The sequence below is a fragment of the Intestinimonas sp. MSJ-38 genome (genome assembly GCF_018917925.1).
Taxonomy (GTDB): Bacteria; Bacillota; Clostridia; order Oscillospirales; family Butyricicoccaceae; genus Pseudobutyricicoccus.
In genome coordinates this window covers 1-18,169 of the sequence record NZ_JAHLPO010000019.1, presented here as the reverse complement: position 1 = coordinate 18,169, position 18,169 = coordinate 1, and the positions used below count along the sequence as shown (strand labels likewise).

General features: G+C 55.2%; 15 protein-coding genes and 1 rRNA gene. 14 read left to right on the top strand and 2 right to left on the bottom strand.

Annotation, left to right across the window (positions count from 1 at the left end; all coding sequences use genetic code 11):
- Positions 1 to 44: 44 nt before the first annotated feature.
- Both KQI26_RS11365 and KQI26_RS11360 read right to left on the bottom strand, forming a co-directional pair.
- Complete coding sequence (locus tag KQI26_RS11365; RefSeq protein WP_216504504.1) at positions 45 to 227, bottom strand: GHKL domain-containing protein; 183 nt, start codon at positions 225 to 227, stop codon at positions 45 to 47.
- A gap of 118 nt (positions 228 to 345) precedes the next feature.
- Positions 346 to 1,104 carry a hypothetical protein gene (locus KQI26_RS11360; protein ID WP_216504503.1) on the bottom strand — a complete coding sequence of 253 codons (759 nt, stop codon included), beginning with the start codon at positions 1,102 to 1,104 and terminating at the stop codon, positions 346 to 348.
- A gap of 96 nt (positions 1,105 to 1,200) precedes the next feature.
- Between KQI26_RS11360 and KQI26_RS11355 the strand changes: the two genes are divergently transcribed.
- The 14 genes from KQI26_RS11355 to KQI26_RS11290 form a co-directional block, all read left to right on the top strand.
- The gene (locus KQI26_RS11355) at positions 1,201 to 1,425 is read left to right on the top strand and encodes a hypothetical protein (protein ID WP_216504502.1); all 225 of its coding nucleotides are present in this window, start codon (positions 1,201 to 1,203) and stop codon (positions 1,423 to 1,425) included.
- Between the two features lie 199 nt (positions 1,426 to 1,624).
- Positions 1,625 to 4,666 carry an S-layer homology domain-containing protein gene (locus KQI26_RS11350; RefSeq protein WP_216504501.1) on the top strand — a complete coding sequence of 1,014 codons (3,042 nt, stop codon included), beginning with the start codon at positions 1,625 to 1,627 and terminating at the stop codon, positions 4,664 to 4,666.
- A gap of 245 nt (positions 4,667 to 4,911) precedes the next feature.
- Entirely contained in the window at positions 4,912 to 5,151 is a 240-nt protein-coding gene (locus tag KQI26_RS11345; RefSeq protein WP_118747155.1) for a hypothetical protein, read from the top strand.
- A gap of 124 nt (positions 5,152 to 5,275) precedes the next feature.
- The gene (gene smc, locus KQI26_RS11340; RefSeq protein WP_216504500.1) at positions 5,276 to 8,866 is read left to right on the top strand and encodes a chromosome segregation protein SMC; all 3,591 of its coding nucleotides are present in this window, start codon (positions 5,276 to 5,278) and stop codon (positions 8,864 to 8,866) included.
- Positions 8,867 to 8,897: 31 nt separating this feature from the next.
- A complete protein-coding gene (ftsY, locus tag KQI26_RS11335; RefSeq protein ID WP_118747153.1) occupies positions 8,898 to 9,803 on the top strand; it encodes a signal recognition particle-docking protein FtsY in 906 nt (301 codons plus the stop codon).
- 17 nt (positions 9,804 to 9,820) lie between these two features.
- Complete coding sequence (rph, locus tag KQI26_RS11330; protein ID WP_118747152.1) at positions 9,821 to 10,546, top strand: ribonuclease PH; 726 nt, start codon at positions 9,821 to 9,823, stop codon at positions 10,544 to 10,546.
- Positions 10,543 to 11,151, top strand: a complete 609-nt coding sequence (gene rdgB / locus KQI26_RS11325; protein WP_216504499.1) for an RdgB/HAM1 family non-canonical purine NTP pyrophosphatase — start codon at positions 10,543 to 10,545, stop codon at positions 11,149 to 11,151. The genes rph and rdgB overlap by 4 nt, the downstream gene beginning before the upstream one ends.
- Before the next feature lies 1 nt (position 11,152).
- The gene (locus KQI26_RS11320; protein WP_118427815.1) at positions 11,153 to 11,446 is read left to right on the top strand and encodes a YhbY family RNA-binding protein; all 294 of its coding nucleotides are present in this window, start codon (positions 11,153 to 11,155) and stop codon (positions 11,444 to 11,446) included.
- Complete coding sequence (gene nadD / locus KQI26_RS11315; RefSeq protein ID WP_216504498.1) at positions 11,430 to 12,629, top strand: nicotinate (nicotinamide) nucleotide adenylyltransferase; 1,200 nt, start codon at positions 11,430 to 11,432, stop codon at positions 12,627 to 12,629. Before KQI26_RS11320 ends, nadD begins: the two co-directional genes overlap by 17 nt.
- Positions 12,626 to 14,311, top strand: coding sequence for an LCP family protein (locus KQI26_RS11310; protein WP_216504497.1), 1,686 nt, complete (start codon positions 12,626 to 12,628; stop codon positions 14,309 to 14,311). Before nadD ends, KQI26_RS11310 begins: the two co-directional genes overlap by 4 nt.
- A gap of 35 nt (positions 14,312 to 14,346) precedes the next feature.
- Positions 14,347 to 14,721 (top strand): ribosome silencing factor, encoded by a 375-nt coding sequence (gene rsfS, locus KQI26_RS11305; protein ID WP_118427817.1) that lies wholly within the window; start codon positions 14,347 to 14,349, stop codon positions 14,719 to 14,721.
- On the top strand, positions 14,718 to 17,126 hold the full coding sequence (gene leuS / locus KQI26_RS11300; protein WP_216504496.1) for a leucine--tRNA ligase: 2,409 nt from the start codon (positions 14,718 to 14,720) through the stop codon (positions 17,124 to 17,126). The genes rsfS and leuS overlap by 4 nt, the downstream gene beginning before the upstream one ends.
- A gap of 94 nt (positions 17,127 to 17,220) precedes the next feature.
- Positions 17,221 to 17,403 carry a 30S ribosomal protein S21 gene (rpsU, locus tag KQI26_RS11295; protein WP_118427819.1) on the top strand — a complete coding sequence of 61 codons (183 nt, stop codon included), beginning with the start codon at positions 17,221 to 17,223 and terminating at the stop codon, positions 17,401 to 17,403.
- A gap of 560 nt (positions 17,404 to 17,963) precedes the next feature.
- Positions 17,964 to 18,169: ribosomal RNA gene (locus tag KQI26_RS11290) — 16S ribosomal RNA — on the top strand; the annotation flags it as partial.

Below are 18,169 nucleotides of genomic sequence, written 5' to 3'. Positions count from 1 at the left end.
CCTTTATATTGTATAGTGTGGAAAAGCAGAACAGATGGACTGGTTTACAGCACCAGCTTCAAACAAAAGCGGCCTTCAGCGGCTTCAAACTGGCAGACAGCACCATGTTTTTTGCAGAAGGCCGCGATGGATTGCACACCGAAGCCGTGTCCCTCCTTTGAGGATACCGGCAAACCCTGGTCATTGAATGTTACCGGTGTGGTATAGAAATTGGAAATCTCTACCATTTGTCATAAGGGTGATAAGATAGGTGCGGCAAATGAGAAAAACCAGTTGTGACATGGCACGCACCTCCCTTTTTATGACGGCTTTTTGTTCCTGCTTCATGTATGGGAAGCAGATGGGTCAATAAACCAAATGGAGCAAACGGGGATTCATGGGAACATCGGTATCCCGCAGGCGGCGGGCGATGCGCAAAGCAGCTTCTTTGTGGTTTTCCAGGTTCTGATTCAGCACAAAGCTGCGGGTGGCCGTATCAAAGATATAGCTTTCTTCTGTGCCATCCTGGCCAGGGATGGCTTCGGCCAGGCGGAAATCCTCCCAAGGCATGTAGTGGGAAGCGATACCGTCGCAGAAAATAACGCCTTTTTCTCCCAATTCAAAAAAGGAGCGGCGGCACACGCCCAGCAGGCGGAAATAATAAGAAAAGAAATAAAGCAACACAAAAAGGGCCATGGCGCAAAAAAGAGTTCCCGCCCAGTTGAACAGGGAAAAATCCTGCAAAGTGGCCCGCAGCATATGGATCAGCAGAGGAAGAACACAGAGAGCACCGATTCCCTGGATGAAGAGCACACGACTGATCCGATCCCGAACAAAGGCCCGGGTGAAGTGATAGCGTTTCCCATCTCCGGGAAAGGGAGTGGAAGGGGGCTGGACATAAGGAGAAAAGGGACCATCGGTGCTGTGATAAGTCCGGCAGATCGGACAATAATAGGCCGTTTCAGCCTGAGGATCGCCTAAGTTGAGATAGGGGAACGCATCGGTTCCCTGGGGTTTTAAGCAGACAGCCAGACGGCTGCCGCACTGGGGGCAGGCTCTGTCCCGAAAAAGGATATCATTTTTTTCAGCCATTTGCCGCAGTTTATCCCGATTTTTTGCCGCCATAAAAAACCCTCCCTTTTTGTAAAATGATCCAATAGTATTGTAGCAGACGGGGCGGCCTGTGGCAAGAAGCAGGGAAAGAACGAAGGGGAAAACTGTGTGGTGTGGTGGGTATACATTATATATAATAAAGCCGCTTGCCCATGGGAAATGGCTCCTCTTTTTGATTTGAAAAAGGCATCGCTGCAAATTGATACACGCCGGTATAAAAATGTTCCGATTTTGTCAATTCATCCAATATATCCATACAGCTGTGGGAGAATTGAGGGGGAAAAGATTAAAAATGGGAAAAAGAAAAAAGTTTTAGAACAGATTGGTACATAAAATCCCTTTTTGAAAAAAGAGAAGATATAATGGCTTTTAGGTATCTTGGGTCGTGTGTCCCGGGATGTCAAATACATCACAATAGGGGGAAACACCTATGAAAAAGCAAGTGTTGTCTTTGGCCCTCAGTGCCACCATGCTGGCGTCGATGCTGCCAAAACCGGCTTTTGCCGCAGATAACACCAGTACCTTCCCTGATATGCCCAGCGACTGGTCCACTCAGGCGCTGCAGAACGCCGTCAACAATGGACTGCTCAACGGCATCGACGGGAAAATCGCCGCGGGCGAGAATCTGACCCGGGCGCAGATGGCTGCCATTGTGACCCGTGCTTTCGGCACCAATGGCAAGGCCAATATTTCCTCTTTCGGGGATGTGAATGCTGGCGATTGGTTCTATGATGCCATGGCTTCTTCCGTGCTGATGGGGGCATTCCAGGGCGATGGCGTGAACCTCAACCCCAATGCAAATATCACTCGTCAGGAAGCTTTCACCGTTCTGGCCCGTCTGTTCACCCTGAGCGGCGGCGATCAGAGCGTGCTGAGCAGCTACACCGATGGGGCCCAGGTGGCCGATTGGGCCAAGGACTCCATGGCTTCCATGGTGGCTGCCGGCTATGTGAAGGGCTCCGATAATATGCTGAATCCCCTGAGCAGCATCACTCGTGCTGAGTTTGCTCAGGTGATGGACAACCTGGTCAAGACCTATTTTGCCGACAGCCGGTTGAATGTGAATGCCAACGGCAATGCGGTCCTGAACAAGGCCGGCACTCTGGAAGGCGCCACCATTTCCGGTGACCTGATCATCGGCGACGGCGCGGCCGAAGGCGATGTCGTGCTGAAGGATGTGACCGTTTCCGGTCGTCTGCTGGTTCGCGGCGGCGGTACAAGCACTGTCACACTGGAAGGCAATACCACAGCGGACAGCATTGGGGTAAATAAGCCCACCGGTGCTGTGCGTGTGAAAAACAACACGCAGAAGACTGTAAATGTGAATGCGCTCAGCGACAATGTGGTGCTCACCGGTGACTTCAATGAAGTCAATGCCAACGCTTCTCAGGGCACTGTTACCCTGACCGGCGCTGATGTGGCCACCATGAATGTGGCTGGCACAAGTGCCAAGGTCGTTGTGAGCGAGAAGTCCACTGTGGAGACCATGAATGTGCAGGGAAGCGCTTCCGGCGCAGCGGTTTCCGTCCAGAGCGGTACCACTGTGAATACAATGAACACAGCTGCTTCCAAAGCTGTTGTCACCGTCAATGGCACTGTCAACACTATGAGTGTGGCTGGTTCTGATACCACTGTCAAGGCCGAAGAAGGCGCCAAGATCGAGAAGATCACTACCTCTGCTGCCAAGACCACTGTGTCTGGTAAGGGTTCTGTTGCAAACTTTGAAGCGGCCAAGGGCTCCAGCGGTGCAGATATCACCACCGACGGCACCAAAGTTGTGAACAACGGCACCGGCAATGTGACCACTGGCAATGACAAGGTGATTGCTTCCGGCTCCACTGGCGCCAGCAAGAGCGACAGCACCACTCCTGGCGGCGGCGGTTCCACCGGCGGCGGGGATGAAGGTACTCCCATTCTGCCTGTGAGCGGCGTAGGTGTTGCCAATCTGGTAGACAAAGATGGAGCAGTAACCAATATTGCTACTAATTATTCTGTGAACGCCACACGGACTGTTGGTCAGGATTATGTCAATGTGGCTATCACTGCTAGCAATGTGAAATATCACACCAATGCTAATAACATGGACGGCTACTGGGTTGGTTTCTCTGTAGTTGCTCCGAAAGACGCTGCCAAGTTTAAGGTTGGTTTTGCTGATACACAGGAGGGCGCAGAAGGTGCACTGGCCAATGATGCAGATGGTACTGACTTGATGCTTAATATTGACGGTACTGCAACTGGTGGTGGGGAAGGTAAAAAAGGTATTGCCGTTTACTCTTCTGCTACAGCGGACAGCCCCAAGACCTGGGTTAAGCTGCAGTGGGTCAATAAAGAAGGCGTCAATGTAGGCGATGCCACATTGTACAAGATGGATCTGAGCAATGTCACTGTTGCTCCGATTGGTAATTTTGAAGACCTCAAGTCTGTATTGACTAAGGGTGAGAAGAATTACAATATCAGCAATGTAACATTGGCAGGCGGAGTTGCACTGAGCGAAGCGATTTCTGTTCCCCCAAGTAAGACTCTGACCGTTGCCAAAGACAGCACTTTGACTGGCAATGAAACCCACAAACTGACTGTTGATCCAGATGCTACTGTGGTTGTGAACGGCACTGTTACTGGCACCATCGAAGGCACCAGCCATACATCTAAGCTGGTTATTAGCGAAGGCGGAAGCTACAATAACTTGCCTGTTGGAACATATATTTGCAAGGGCACTTGGGTGAATGTCGAAGACCTGAAACTGCAGTCGGTGAAAACTAATTTTGGTGAAGGTGTGAAAGCTGAGGTTAGTGGGGATGGCATGTCCGTTGTTCTCAGCGGGACTGTGCCTGTAGATAAACTGACCTATGGCCGCAAGAAGATCTTTACCAACGAAACGATCAAACTCACTGTCAACGGAGACGAAAAGAAAACAGCTGAGTTTGATTTGACCTATACTGCCGAAACAGGTGAATTTTCCACCATGAGTAATACATTTGAGGTGGACGGAACAACTTACAATGTTTCTGTCAACAATCTGTTTATTGCTAAAACAGATGTGACTCCGAAAGCCCGTGAGAATGGCCCGGCAGCACCGATTAGCGACAATAACTACAATTATAAAGCTGCTTACGGAAAAGCTGGCGTCACATTCTCCGGAGGAATCAATGCAATTAGCTATACAGTAGATGCAGCTAAGCTGGCTGGATTCTGTGTTCCTGGGTATGAAAATGACATTAAGGCGCTGACCCACAAAATCGGGGAAACGAATTATTTGTTTGTGGGTATTCAGTTTGATACACCGGATATTGCAAAGAATGCTACCCAGGCGATGCGCTATATCGATGGTAAAGCCTCCACTGAGGAAGCTTTTGACTTGAGTGTAGATGGAGAAAATGCTTATAAGAAGAACCCCATGGAATACTTTACTTTTGGCAGTTATACTGTGCAGGAAGGTGACGCCACTACCTATGCTCCTGTAGCATCGACTGCCAAGACGTATGAGGTTATCACTTATTGGATGGATAATGGTGGTAACATTTTGGCTGTCAACTTCTCCACAGTGAACCGCACTGCTCCCACCAACAATAACTAATAGCTAGTTATTGGGAATAAGATTTCGGATTACGAGATATCTGAAAGAGGGGCCGCCCTTCGGGGCGGCTCCCTCTTTTTTCTTTTATCTGCAACTAAAAAAAATACATTTTTCCTTGACATTGCTATTGCCCCCTTCTATAATAGAATCAGAAGTTATTGGTTACACTGATAATTGAAAGGCGGTACTCTTTTATGCGTAAAATTATTTTGTATGGCAGCCCCCTTTGAAAGACCTGCCCCCCGGTGAAAGAGGTTCTTTCCCAGAACAATGTACGCTTTGTCTATATCGACATTACCTCCAGCATGGGCTATCTCCGCCAGTTCCTGAAGGTGCGGGACAATTATCCCGCCTTTGAGGAGGTCCGCAAGGAGAGCCGTGTGGGTCTGCCCACGCTGTTTGTGGACGATACCCCCTATCTGGTGGATGGCCCCGAACATGTCCTCCGGCTCATCGATGAGCTGAAACTCACAGAACAGAACTAAAATGTCTCCATGGCCGGAACGCTTTTTTGCGATCCGGCTTTTTTCTTTCTTCAGAATGTTGAAAAGTTCCCCAGGAGTTGATACAATAAATTGAATATGGAAGAATTTCTGCGGGGGTGTGGCATTGTATCTGAAATCCCTTGAGATCCAGGGCTTTAAATCCTTTCCCGATAAGACGCGGCTGGATTTCAGCAGCGGGATCACCGCTATTGTGGGACCCAATGGCTCGGGCAAGTCCAACCTGGTGGACGCCATCCGCTGGGTGCTGGGCGAACAGTCCACCCGTAACCTGCGGGGCAGCCGGATGGAGGATGTGGTTTTCGGCGGCACCCAGCGCCGCCGTCCCCTGGGCTATTGTGAGGTGACCCTCACCGTGGACAATGGAGACCACAGCCTTCCTCTGGATTATGATGAGGTGGCCGTGACCCGCCGCTATTACCGCTCTGGGGAAAGTGAGTTTTTCATCAACAAAAAACCGGTGCGGCTGAAGGATGTGCACGAACTCCTGATGGATACCGGCCTGGGCCGGGAGGGTTACTCCATCATTGGCCAGGGCCGTATCGACGAGATCCTAGCTGTCAAAAGCGGTGAGCGTCGGGAGATCTTCGAGGAAGCCGCCGGCATCACCCGTTACCGCTATAAACGCAATGAAGCCCAGCGCCGCCTCAGCGCCGCCGAGGACAATCTGGTGCGCATCCGGGACATTATCACCGAGCTCCACAGTCAGGTAGGACCGCTGGAGAAACAGGCCCAGGACGCCCGGCAATTTCTGCTGCTGCGGGATGAGCTGCGGGTGCTGGAGGTCTCCCTTTGGATGGATTCCCTTGCCAAACTGGGAGAGAACCGGCAAAAAACCAAAGTGGATCTGGACAATGCCCAGCGGATGCTTTCCGCCCGGGGGCGGGAGCTGGAAGAGCTGTACGCAGAAGGGGAACGCCTCCTTCAGAGCATGCGGGACAAGGAACTGGAGACCGAGCAGAGCCGGGTGGAGCTGCGGAATATTGAAGGCCAGATCCATTCCTTGGAAAGCGATATCGCTGTGTTGGGCGCCCAGCGGGAAAATGGCCGGCAGAACGCCCGGCGTCTGGAGCGGGAGCTGGAACTGCACGCCACCCGCCAGGATGGCCTTGTGGAACAGAAAACTGCTCAGGAACAGCAGCGGGAGGAAAGCCGCAAGATCCTTGCCGCCAAAGAACAGGAATTGGCGAAAATCGCCCATCGGCAGCAGGAGTTGGCAGAGCATCAGCAGGAGCAGACCCAGCGGGAAGAGGCGGCCCGGGAGGGACTCGATCAAAGCAGCCAGCAGCTTCATCAGCTGGAGATCGTAAGAGCTGCTTTGGAAAGCGGCGGCCAGGAGATGGAAAGCCGGGGCAAAAACCTAGAATCGGAACTTTCCCGGGCCAAAGAACGGTTGGAAAAAGAAGAAGGGGAAGCCAAAAATCTGGAGACCCTTCTGGAGCAGGGCCGGGAGCAGGCGGAAAGTGCCGGGAATATGCTGGAGGGCTTTTTGCTCCGGGTCAGAAAACGGCGGGAAAAGGCCCAGAAGCTGCTGGAAACATATCAGGAGGAAAAGCGTGCTCTGGGCACCCTTTCCGATCGATCGGAACTGCTCCAGGCCCTGGAGCGGGATTACGAAGGCTTTGGCCGGGCAGTGCGTCAGACCCTGGAAGCTGCCCGGAAGGGGGTGCTTTCCGGCATCCATGGCCCGGTATCCCAGCTGATCTCCGTGGGGGACGAACACGCTGTGGCCATTGAGATCGCCTTGGGCGCAGCCATGAGCAACATCGTCACAAAGGACGAGGAAAGCGCCAAGCAGGCCATCGGTTTTTTGAAAAGCCGGGACCTGGGACGGGCCACCTTTTTGCCGGTATCGGCTATGGCCCCCCGAAAGACAGATGGCCGCCCGTTGGAGAGCGAGCCCGGATTTGTGGGTATGGCCGATACGCTGGTACAGCGGGAGCCTATTTACGACAATGTGGTGCGCAGCCTTCTGGGAGGCACTGCGGTGGTGGAAGACCTGGACAGCGCCATTCGCCTGTCCCGCCGCTATCCTCACCGGTATCGGATGGTCACTTTGGACGGCCAGTTGATGAGCAATTCCGGCGCCATGACCGGCGGCAGCCTGAACAAAAACACCGGTATCCTCTCACGGAAAAATGAAATCGCCCGACTGCGTCAGGCATTGGAGGAAAAAAGCGGCGATTTGAAGGAGCTGGCCGGACAGGTTCAGAAGGCCCAGGGTGAATGGAAGAAGGCAGAGAATGACGCCCAGGCCGCCCAGGAGGAGAAGAACCAGGCGCAAGCGGCCCTGCAATCCCTGGAGGCCCGGCAAAGCCAGCACGCTTTGTTGCTGGGAAGCCTGCGCCAGGCTCTGGAAGGATTGCTGGAGGAGCAGGGAAGCGCCCAAGAGCGCCGCAGGACATTGGAGACACGGCTTGCGGAAAACAAGCAGGCCCAGGAGGAAGCAGCGGAAAAACGGGAAGAAGCGGCCCGCCATTTGGAAGCGCTGCAGGCGGAAAGCCAGGAACTCCTGCAGCGCCGCCGGACTTCGGAAGAGCAGCTGCTGGAAAAACGGGCGGAAAAAGCCCAGGAGGACAGCCGTCTTGGGGCACTGGAGCAGAGCCTCTGTCAGCTGGAAGAGCTGCTTCATTCCCTTTCCGGGGACCGGGAAGAGCGCCAGCGGGAGCTGGAGGAGCTTTCCGCAGAGGAAACGGTGCTTTCCAGGCAGATGGAAGAAAAGGAAGCGGTGAAAACGGAATACGCCGCTTTGCGGGAGAAAAAGCAGAGCCAGCTGGAAACGCTGGCAGAGGAAAAACTGTGTATTGAGGGCCAGCGCACCCAGAATGGGCGGCAGGCCCAGGAGAAAAACGACGAGATTCTGCGTATGGAGCGGGAAAAGGCCCGGCTGGAAGGCAAGGCCAGCCAGCTCCAGCTGGAGGAAAAGCAGGTTCTGGATAAAATGTGGGAAAGCTATGAGTTGACTCCCACTGCGGCCCAGCAGATCCAGAAGCCCATGGAAAGCCGCAGCGAAGCCCAGCGTCGGCTGGGACAACTGCGGGGAGAAATCAAAAAGCTGGGGCCGGTGAACATCGGGGCCATCGAGGAATACCAGAAGGTCCATGAGCGATACCAGTTCCTGGAGGAACAGAGACGGGATCTGGAAAAAGCCAAAGGCAATCTTTTGGACATCATCGGAGATCTCACCCAGAATATGCGGGAGATCTTCGGCCGGGAATTTGTACGCATCGATAAGCACTTCGGCGAAACCTTCCAGGAGTTGTTCGGCGGGGGAAAGGCCTGGCTTCAGCTGGAGGAAGGGGAAGATATCCTGGAGTGCGGCATAGACATCCATGTGGAACTGCCGGGAAAAAGCCAGCGGGCCATGTCCCTGCTGTCCGGCGGGGAAAAGGCGCTGGTGGCCATTGTGCTCTATTTCGCCATTCTGAAAGTGCGGCCCACGCCCTTCTGTGTGCTGGATGAGATCGAGGCCGCCTTGGACGATGTGAATGTGCTGCGGTATGTGGGGTATATGCGCCGCCTGTGCCAAAGCACCCAGTTCATCCTCATCACCCACCGCCGGGGCACCATGGAGGGCTCGGATATCCTCTATGGCGTCACCATGCAGGAGCAGGGGGTGACCAAGCTGCTGCGGCTACAGCTGAGCCAGGTGGAAGAAAAACTGGGCGTTTCCCTTCAGGAGAAGATGGAAGAATAGATGGAGTAATCAATCAGGAGGAAAGAGAAACATGGGATTTTTTGATAAGATCCGCAGCGGTCTGCAAAAGACCAAAGAGAACATCAGTGAGACGCTGGATTCGGTGCTGTCGGTGTTCCGCAAGGTGGATGAAGAGACGCTGGAAGAGCTGGAGGATGCGCTGATTCTGTCGGACATCGGGGCTCAGACCGCCGCCGAGACCATCGACGAGCTGCGGGAGCGGGCCAAGCGCCAGAGCATTGAGACCAAGGAAGAACTGGTGGAAGCCCTGTGCCAGATCCTCACCGAAAAGATGACCCCCAACGATGGGCTCCATCTCAATACCCATCCTTCGGTGATTCTGGTCATCGGGGTCAATGGCGTGGGCAAGACCACCACCATCGGTAAGCTGGGCCAGAAGCTGACGGCCCAGGGGAAAAAGGTGCTCTTTGCCGCGGCCGATACCTTCCGGGCTGCCGCGGCCGATCAGCTGACGGTGTGGGCCGACCGGTGCGGCGCCGATATCGTGCGCCACAGCGAAGGCGCCGATCCAGCGGCGGTGGTGTTTGACGCCATCTCCGCGGCCAAAGCCAGAGGGGTGGATGTGGTCATCTGCGATACCGCCGGACGGCTGCATAACAAGACCAACCTGATGAATGAGCTGGCCAAGATCAACCGGGTCATCGACCGGGAGCTGCCCCAGGCCGACAAGGAGACCTTGTTGGTGCTGGATGCCGTCACCGGCCAGAACGCCCTGAGCCAGGCAGAGCAATTTAATCAGGCGGCGACCCTCACCGGACTGGTGCTCACCAAGCTGGACGGCACCGCCAAGGGCGGCATTGCTATCAATATTTCTGCCCGGCTGGGCGTGCCGGTGAAGTTCATCGGCGTGGGCGAAACCGCCGACGATCTGCTGGAATTTGACGCAGGCCAGTTTGTGCAGGCCTTTTTTGAATAAAGAAGGAGGAAGGACCCATGAGACGCTATGATGGACGGCAGCCGGAGGAAATGCGGCCGGTGACCATTACCAAAGATTTCATCAAATACCCGGAGGGATCGGTGCTCATTGAGTGCGGCGACACCAAGGTGATCTGCAACGCCACTGTGGAAGAGGGCGTGCCGCCTTTCAAAAAGGGAAGCGGCAGCGGCTGGGTGACGGCGGAATACTCCATGCTGCCCCGGGCCACCAACACCCGGGGACGGCGGGATGTGAGCAAGCTGAAGCTCTCCCCACGCTCGGCGGAGATCCAGCGCCTGGTGGGACGGGCCCTTCGCTCGGTCACCGATATGGACGCTCTGGGCGAACGGACCATCACCATCGACTGTGATGTGATCCAGGCCGACGGCGGCACCCGCTGCGCCTCCATCACCGGTGGTTTTGTGGCTCTGGTGCTGGCTCTGGACAAGCTGCGCCAGGAGGGCATTTTCAAAAAGCTGCCCCTGCGGGGCTATGTGGCGGCGGTGAGCTGCGGCATGGTGAATGATAACCCCCTGCTGGATCTTTGCTATGTGGAAGACAGCGGCGCCCAGGTGGATTTCAATTTCATCATGGACGACAAGGGCAATATCATCGAACTCCAGGGCACCGGAGAGGAGCGGCCCTTCTCCAAAAAGGAGATGGATGCCATGTACGCCCTGGCGGAAAAGGGCATCGGTGAGCTGATCGCCGCCCAGAAAGAAACCATAGGTGATCTGCTGTGAGATTTGTACTGGCATCCAACAACCAAAAGAAAAAAGGGGAGATGAGCGCCATCCTCCAGGGATTGGGCATTGAGATTTTGTCCATGGAGGAAGCGGGCGTGCACACCCAGCCGGAAGAAGATGGGGATACTTTTGAGGAAAACGCCCTGATCAAAGCCCGGGCGGCCTGCAAGGCCTCCGGCCTTCCGGCCCTGGCCGACGACTCCGGCCTGGCGGTGGACGCTCTGGGAGGTGCACCGGGAATCCACTCGGCCCGCTATTGTCCGGGCAGCGACTGGGACCGGCTCCAGTTTTTGCTCCACAATATGAAGGACATTCCCCGGGAGAAGCGGGGCGCCAGATTTGTTTCGGCGGTGGCCTGCGTCTTTCCCGATGGCACCGAACGGGTGTGGCGGGACGAGTGTCCCGGCCTGGTGTTGGAAGAGCCCCAGGGCGAAGGGGGCTTCGGCTATGACCCGGTGTTTTACCTGCCGGAATATAAAATGACCTTTGCCCAGATGCCCGGGGAGGAAAAGAACAAGATTTCCCATCGGGCCCGGGCCATGGCAAAGTGCGCCGCCGGACTGGCGGAAGAAATGAAAGGCAAAGAAGAGGAGAAAAAATAACATGATCACATCCAAGCAAAGAGCAACTCTGCGCTCCCTGGCCAATCGTCTGGACACCGTCATGCAGATCGGCAAGGGCGGCATCACCGAAAGCGTCATTACCCAGGCCCAGCAGGCCATCTCCAATAAAGAAATGATCAAGGTGCGGGTGCTGGAGAGCGCCCTGCTCACCACCCGGGAGGCCTGCGAAGTCTTGGCGGAGGCCATCGATGCCGAACCGGTGCAGTGCATCGGTTCCCGGTTCGTTCTCTATAAAAAGAACGAGAAGAACCCGGTGATTGATCTTGGAAAATAAGGGAGAAAAGGTCCGGATCGGTTTGTTCGGCGGCACATTCAACCCGCCCCACCTGGGACACCAGCGGGCGGCGGCGGCCTGTGTCCGGCAGCTGGAACTGACCCGGCTGCTGCTCATTCCCGCCTTTGTGCCGCCCCACAAGTTTATGCCGGCGGGCAGCGCCACGCCCCGGCAGCGGCTGGAGATGACGGAGATCATCGCCCGGAAGATCCCCCGGGCCCAGGTGTGTGATCTGGAGCTGTCCCGCCTGGGGCCCAGCTATACCTGCGATACGGTAGAGCAGCTGGCTGGAGAATATCCGGGGGCGGATTTCTGGCTGATCATGGGAACCGATATGTTCCTTTCCTTCCACAAATGGCGCCAGCCGGAGAAGATCGCCCGCTATTGCCGTCTGGCCGTGGTGGCCCGGGAGGAGCAGGAAAAAGAAAAGATCCAGCGGCAGCAGATCTTTCTCAAAGAGACGCTGGGAGTGGAAAGCGATGTGGTGTCCTGCCCGGTCACCGTCCTCAGCTCCACCCAGGTGCGTCAGGATGTGATGGACGGCGGCGGAGAAAGTGAGCTGGATGAAGATGTGGCCCGGTATATCCAGAGTCACGGCCTGTATCAGCCATCCTCCCGGCTGGAAGAGCTGGGGAAAGCGGTACGGGAGCATCTGACCGAAAAACGCTGGCGGCACACCCTGGGCGTGGAAGAGGTGGCGGCCTCTCTGGCCCGGCAATATGGGGTGCCGGAGGAAGAAGCACGGGAAGCGGCTTTGCTTCACGATGCCACCAAGTGCCTGGATATCCAGGAGCAGTTGAAATTGTGCCGCCAGTACGATATAATTTTTGACTATGGTGAACAGAATACTGCCCTGCTCCACGGGAAGACGGCCGCAGCGTTGGCGCAGGACAAATTCGGCTCCAGTCCCCAGGTGGTGCAGGCCATCGCCCGCCATACCACGGGGGACCGGGATATGACCACCCTGGACAAGATCGTTTACCTGGCCGATTGCATCGAGCCGGGCCGGGATTATCCTGGAGTGGATCGATTGCGGAGCTTGTGCCGGCAGGATCTGGATCAGGCCATGATACAGGCGCTGAGCGACACCATAGAGCATGTGCGTCAGAAGGGCGGAGAGCCTGACCGGCGCTCACAGGAAGCATTGGACGATCTGCGGTCAAAGAAAGAGAATGGGAAATGAAGATATTTGGTGGAAATCACGGCAGAAAACCTTCTGCCAGCCATGACGAAACGGCCCCTCTTCCCCAGGTGGAAAAGCTGGAGAAACAGGCGGGGACCCCTTCTCAAGAGAAGGTGAAAAAAACAGAAGGCACGCCCAGACCGGCATCCTCTTCGGAAAAGAAGGGGCCGGAAAACGCGTCCAAGTCTCAGGCCAAGGGCAAAGAGGCGGGAGGAGTGCCTTCTCAGCCGGGGAAAGTTCCTGGAAAGCCTCTTGGGAATGGCGAAAGCAAGATCCAGGCCGAGCAGAGCGGAAAGAAGAAAAAGAAGCGGCGGCTCAAAGCCCGGTATATCCCGTTGATCGTTCTGGGAATATTGCTGGTGCTGGGAGTGGGGGTCTATGCCTTCCTCAAGGTCTTTGCCAAGCCCCCCGATGTGTCGGTAAAAGAACCGGAGGTCACTTTGGGCGAGGGAGAAGACGATCCCTACGCCGATCTGGTGGAGCCCTTTATCGAAGATGGCGACCGGGAACGGAAGAATGATTACTATACCTTCATGTTCTGCGGCACCGACGATGGCGGTGCCCGTACCGATACCATCATCGTGGCATCCTATAATGTAAAGACCCAGCAGGTGAACATGGTCAACATCCCCCGGGATACCATGTCCAATGTGAAGCGGAAGATCAAGAAGATCAACGGCGGCTTCGGCGGCGGGCCGGAGCAGCTGGAAAAAGAGCTGGAAATGCTGCTGGGCATTCCCATTGACCGGTATGTGGTGGTCAGCTTTGAAGGTTTTGAAGAACTGATCGACCTGATCGGCGGTGTGGACTTCAATGTGCCCACCTATATGGTGTGGGACGATCCCTCCCAGGATCTCCACATCTATCTGGAACCGGGAATGCAGCATCTGGACGGCGAAAAGGCCATTCAGCTGGTGCGCTTCCGTCAGAACAACCCGGGTGTGGCCGGCGGTTATGCAGAAGGGGACATCGGCCGCATCAAGATGCAGCAGGAATTCCTGCGCACCGTGGCCAAGCAGATCCTCAGCCCTGAGAATCTGCTCAATCTGGGGGACATGACCAAAGCCGTGCTGGACAACACCGAGACCAACCTGACTCTCAGCGAGCTGACCTGGTTCGGAATGCAGGCGCTGAAGATGGACTTCAACAACATTGATATGACCACTCTGCCCGGTCACGCAGCCTACCTCTACGAGGCGGACTACGGCCATATGCAGTCCTATTTTGTGCCCGAAGAGAAAGAGATTCTGGAGATGGTCAATGAGCTGCTCAATCCGTATAAGGACGATGTGACCAAGCTCAACCTGATCGATGTCAGCAAATATTCCACATCGGCCCCGGCCGGTTCCGGTTCTTCTTCCAGCAGCTCTTCGGAAGGGAAGGATGACGATCCGCCGGCCCAGAACTCCGGTTCCAGCTCCAGCTCGTCCGGTTCTTCCAGCTCCTCAGGGAGTAAGCCCAGCGGCGGCGGTTCCACCACCCAGCCTGGCGGCGAGACCAGCAAGCCCACGGAGCCGGAAGGCGGCGGAAACGAAACGGTGACGCCGGAGCCTGAGCCAGAACCTACACCGGAACCGGAACCCGAGCCAGAACCTGAGCCTGAGCCGGAACCTACACCGGATCCCATCACCCCGGAGACGGGAGACACCGATCCGGGCATTCAGCGGCCAACCACGCCATAAGCGTGAACCTATCACGAACAATCGGAGGAAAGTATATGACACCTGAACAGACACTGGAGGCCATTGTCCGGGCGGCGGACAGCAAGAAGGCCCGGGACATCACAGCCATCCGGGTTTTTGAGCAGACTACCCTCACCGACTATTTTGTGGTGATGACCGGTACCTCCACCACCCATATCCGGGCCCTCAGCGAAGAGATCGAACTGAAACTGAAGCGGGAGCATGAAGTGGTGCCCCATCACATCGAAGGGGTCACATCCAACTGGATCCTGATGGATTACACCAGCGTTGTGGTCCATATTTTCCTGGAGGAAGCCCGGGAACTGTATGCTATTGAGCGGCTCTGGTCCGATGCCCAGAAAGTGGATGTGGAGCCCTATCTTGTAAAGAAGGAAGAGGAAGCAAAATGAAGTATGATTACACGGCCATAGAACACAAATGGCAGGATAAGTGGGAGGAGGCCCAGGCCTTCCGGGCGGAAAACAAATACGACAAGCCCAAGTATTACGCTCTGGTGGAGTTCCCCTATCCTTCGGGCCAGGGTCTCCATGTAGGCCATCCCCGGCCCTATACCGCCATGGACATCGTGGCCCGGAAGCGGCGGATGGAAGGCTATAATGTGCTCTTCCCCATGGGCTGGGACGCCTTCGGCCTGCCCACAGAGAACTATGCCATCAAAAACCATGTGCATCCGGAAGAAGTGACCCGGCAGAATGTGGCCCGGTTCAAAGGCCAGCTGCGTTCTCTGGGCCTGTCCTTTGACTGGTCCCGGGAGGTCAACACCACCGATCCTTCCTATTATAAGTGGACCCAGTGGATCTTCCTCCAGCTGTTCAAAAAGGGTCTGGCCTATAAGACCACCATGCCCGTCAACTGGTGCACATCCTGCAAATGCGTGCTGGCCAACGAAGAAGTGGTCAACGGCGTGTGCGAGCGGTGCGGAAGCCCGGTCATCCGCAAGGAAAAGAGCCAGTGGATGCTGAAGATCACCGAGTATGCCCAGCGCCTGCTGGACGATCTGGACCAGGTGGACTATATCGAGCGGGTCAAGACCCAGCAGCGCAACTGGATCGGCCGTTCCACCGGCGCCCAGGTGCGTTTTGACACCACCGAGGGCGATGTGCTGGAGATCTATACTACCCGGCCGGATACCCTGTTCGGCGCCACTTATATGGTTATTTCTCCCGAGCATCCCTATATTGAAAAATGGGCTGGAAAGATCCAGAACATGGACGCTGTCCGGGAGTATCAGGAGCAGTCTGCCCGGAAGTCCGACTTTGAACGCACCGAGCTGGTGAAGGAAAAGACCGGCGTACGCATTGAAGGTGTCCGGGGCATCAATCCGGTGAACAACCAGGAGATCCCCATTTTTGTTTCCGACTATGTGCTTATGTCCTATGGTACCGGCGCCATCATGGCCGTGCCGGCCCACGATACCCGTGACTGGGAGTTTGCCAAAAAGTTTGAGCTGCCCATCATCGAAGTGGTCAAGGGCGGCGATGTGGAGAAAGAAGCCTTCACCGACTGCGATACCGGCATTATGGTCAATTCTGGCTTCCTGGACGGCCTGAGCGTAGAAGAAGCCAAGGTCAAGATCGTGGAATGGCTGGAAAAAGAGAAGAAGGGCGAAACCAAGGTCAACTATAAGCTCCGTGACTGGGTCTTCTCCCGTCAGCGGTATTGGGGCGAGCCCATTCCTCTGGTTTATTGCGAAAAATGCGGCTGGGTCCCGGTGCCGGAAGACCAGCTGCCCCTGCGCCTGCCCGCAGTGGATTCCTATGAGCCTACCGACGACGGCGAATCTCCCCTGGCCAAGATGACCGACTGGGTCAATACCACCTGCCCCCACTGCGGCGCTCCCGCCAAGCGGGAAACCGACACCATGCCCCAGTGGGCCGGTTCCAGCTGGTATTTCCTCCGTTATTGCGATCCTCACAACGACAAGGAGCTGGCCTCCAAGGAAGCTTTGGAATACTGGATGCCGGTAGACTGGTACAACGGCGGCATGGAGCATACCACTCTCCATCTGCTCTATTCCCGTTTCTGGCATAAGTTCCTCTATGACATCGGTGTTGTACCCCAGCCCGAACCCTATCAGAAGCGCACCAGCCACGGTATGATTCTGGGCGAAGGCGGCGAGAAGATGTCCAAGAGCCGTGGTAATGTGATTAACCCGGACGACATCGTGCGGGACTATGGCGCCGACACCATGCGCCTGTATGAGATGTTCCTGGGCGACTTTGAAAAGGCCGCTCCCTGGTCTCAGAACGCCGTCAAGGGCTGCCGTCGCTTCCTGGAGCGTGTATGGGCCCTGTTTGACCAGGTGCAGCCTGGGGACAGCTATAGCCAAAAGAACGAAGGGGAAATGCACAAGACCATCAAAAAGGTCACCGAGGACATTGAGAACCTGAAGTTCAATACCGCCATTGCTGCCCTGATGAGCCTGCTCAATACCTTTGGGGACAATGGAGTCAATCAGGCCGAGTATAAGAACTTTATTCTGCTGCTTTCTCCCTTTGCGCCCCATATCTGCGAGGAGCTCAACGAGCGCATGGGCGGCAAGGAGATGCTGGTGCATGCTCCCTGGCCCAAATATGACGAAAGTAAGACAGTGGACGACACCCTGGAGATCGGTGTGCAGATCAACGGCAAGGTGAAGGGCACTGTATGGATCGGCGCCCAGGATACCAAGGAGCAGATCCAGGAGAAGGCCATGGCCGAGCCCAAAGTGGCGGCGGCTCTGGAAGGGATGCAAGTGGTGAAAGTCATTGTCATTCCCGGCAGAATCGTCAATATAGTTGTAAAACCCGCATGATTTACAGTTGACAAACCCCCCTTGCCTGCGTATAATATAGGAGTGTTTAAATCTGCCTATACTGATTGGTTATAACACGGGGGGAGGGAATGAAATGTCAGAGATCCGCGTAAAAGATAATGAATCTTTGGACAGCGCACTGAGACGCTTTAAGCGTTCCTGTGCAAAGTCGGGCGTGCTTTCCGAGCTCCGTAAGAGAGAACATTATGAAAGCCCCAGCGTCAAGCGCCGCAAGAAGTCCGAAGCGGCCCGCGCCAAGAAGAAGTCTTATCGGTAAAAAAGAAACCCCTCCAGCATCGGCTGGAGGGGTTTTTCTATCCTTGCTACCCCTCTGGAATGGCTGCGGTATAGGGCCTTTTCAGGCTACGCAAAAAGAAAAGCAAAAAAGATGGAGAAAAGTGTTGACAAAAGGGGAAAAAAGCGATATACTAACCAAGCTGTCCCGTGAGGGACGGTGAGGATCGGAAAACTGGTCAAGAGCTTCGAAAAAAGTTCTTGACAAAGGGATTCAGATCTGATAGAATTATCAAGCTGCACTTCGCAGGACGCTAACGAAATCAACGGTTCTCGGTTGAATCCGAAAGAAACCTTGAAAAAAGTAGTTGACAAACGCGAGTGAGTGTGGTAAGATAATCAGGCACCACGGCGAGGGACACGATCCTGAGCGAAGGGTGCAAGACAAATTAGCACATTGTAAATTAAACAACGCCAAAAGAGACAAGGACCCTGAGAGATTTATTTGAGTTTCGAAAGTGAGTACTTTTGAAACAACAAGGTTTTAAGCTGAGATAAACAGCTCTAAAAAGGCATGAGGCACTTCAGTGCTTGATGAATGATTTTTTAGAGAGTTTGATCCTGGCTCAGGATGAACGCTGGCGGCATGCCTAACACATGCAAGTCGAACGGAGCACCCCTGACAGAGACTTCGGTCAATGGATGGGAATGCTTAGTGGCGGACGGGTGAGTAACGCGTGAGGAACCTGCCTTTCAGTGGGGGATAACACATCGAAAGATGTGCTAATACCGCATAACATAGCGATGGG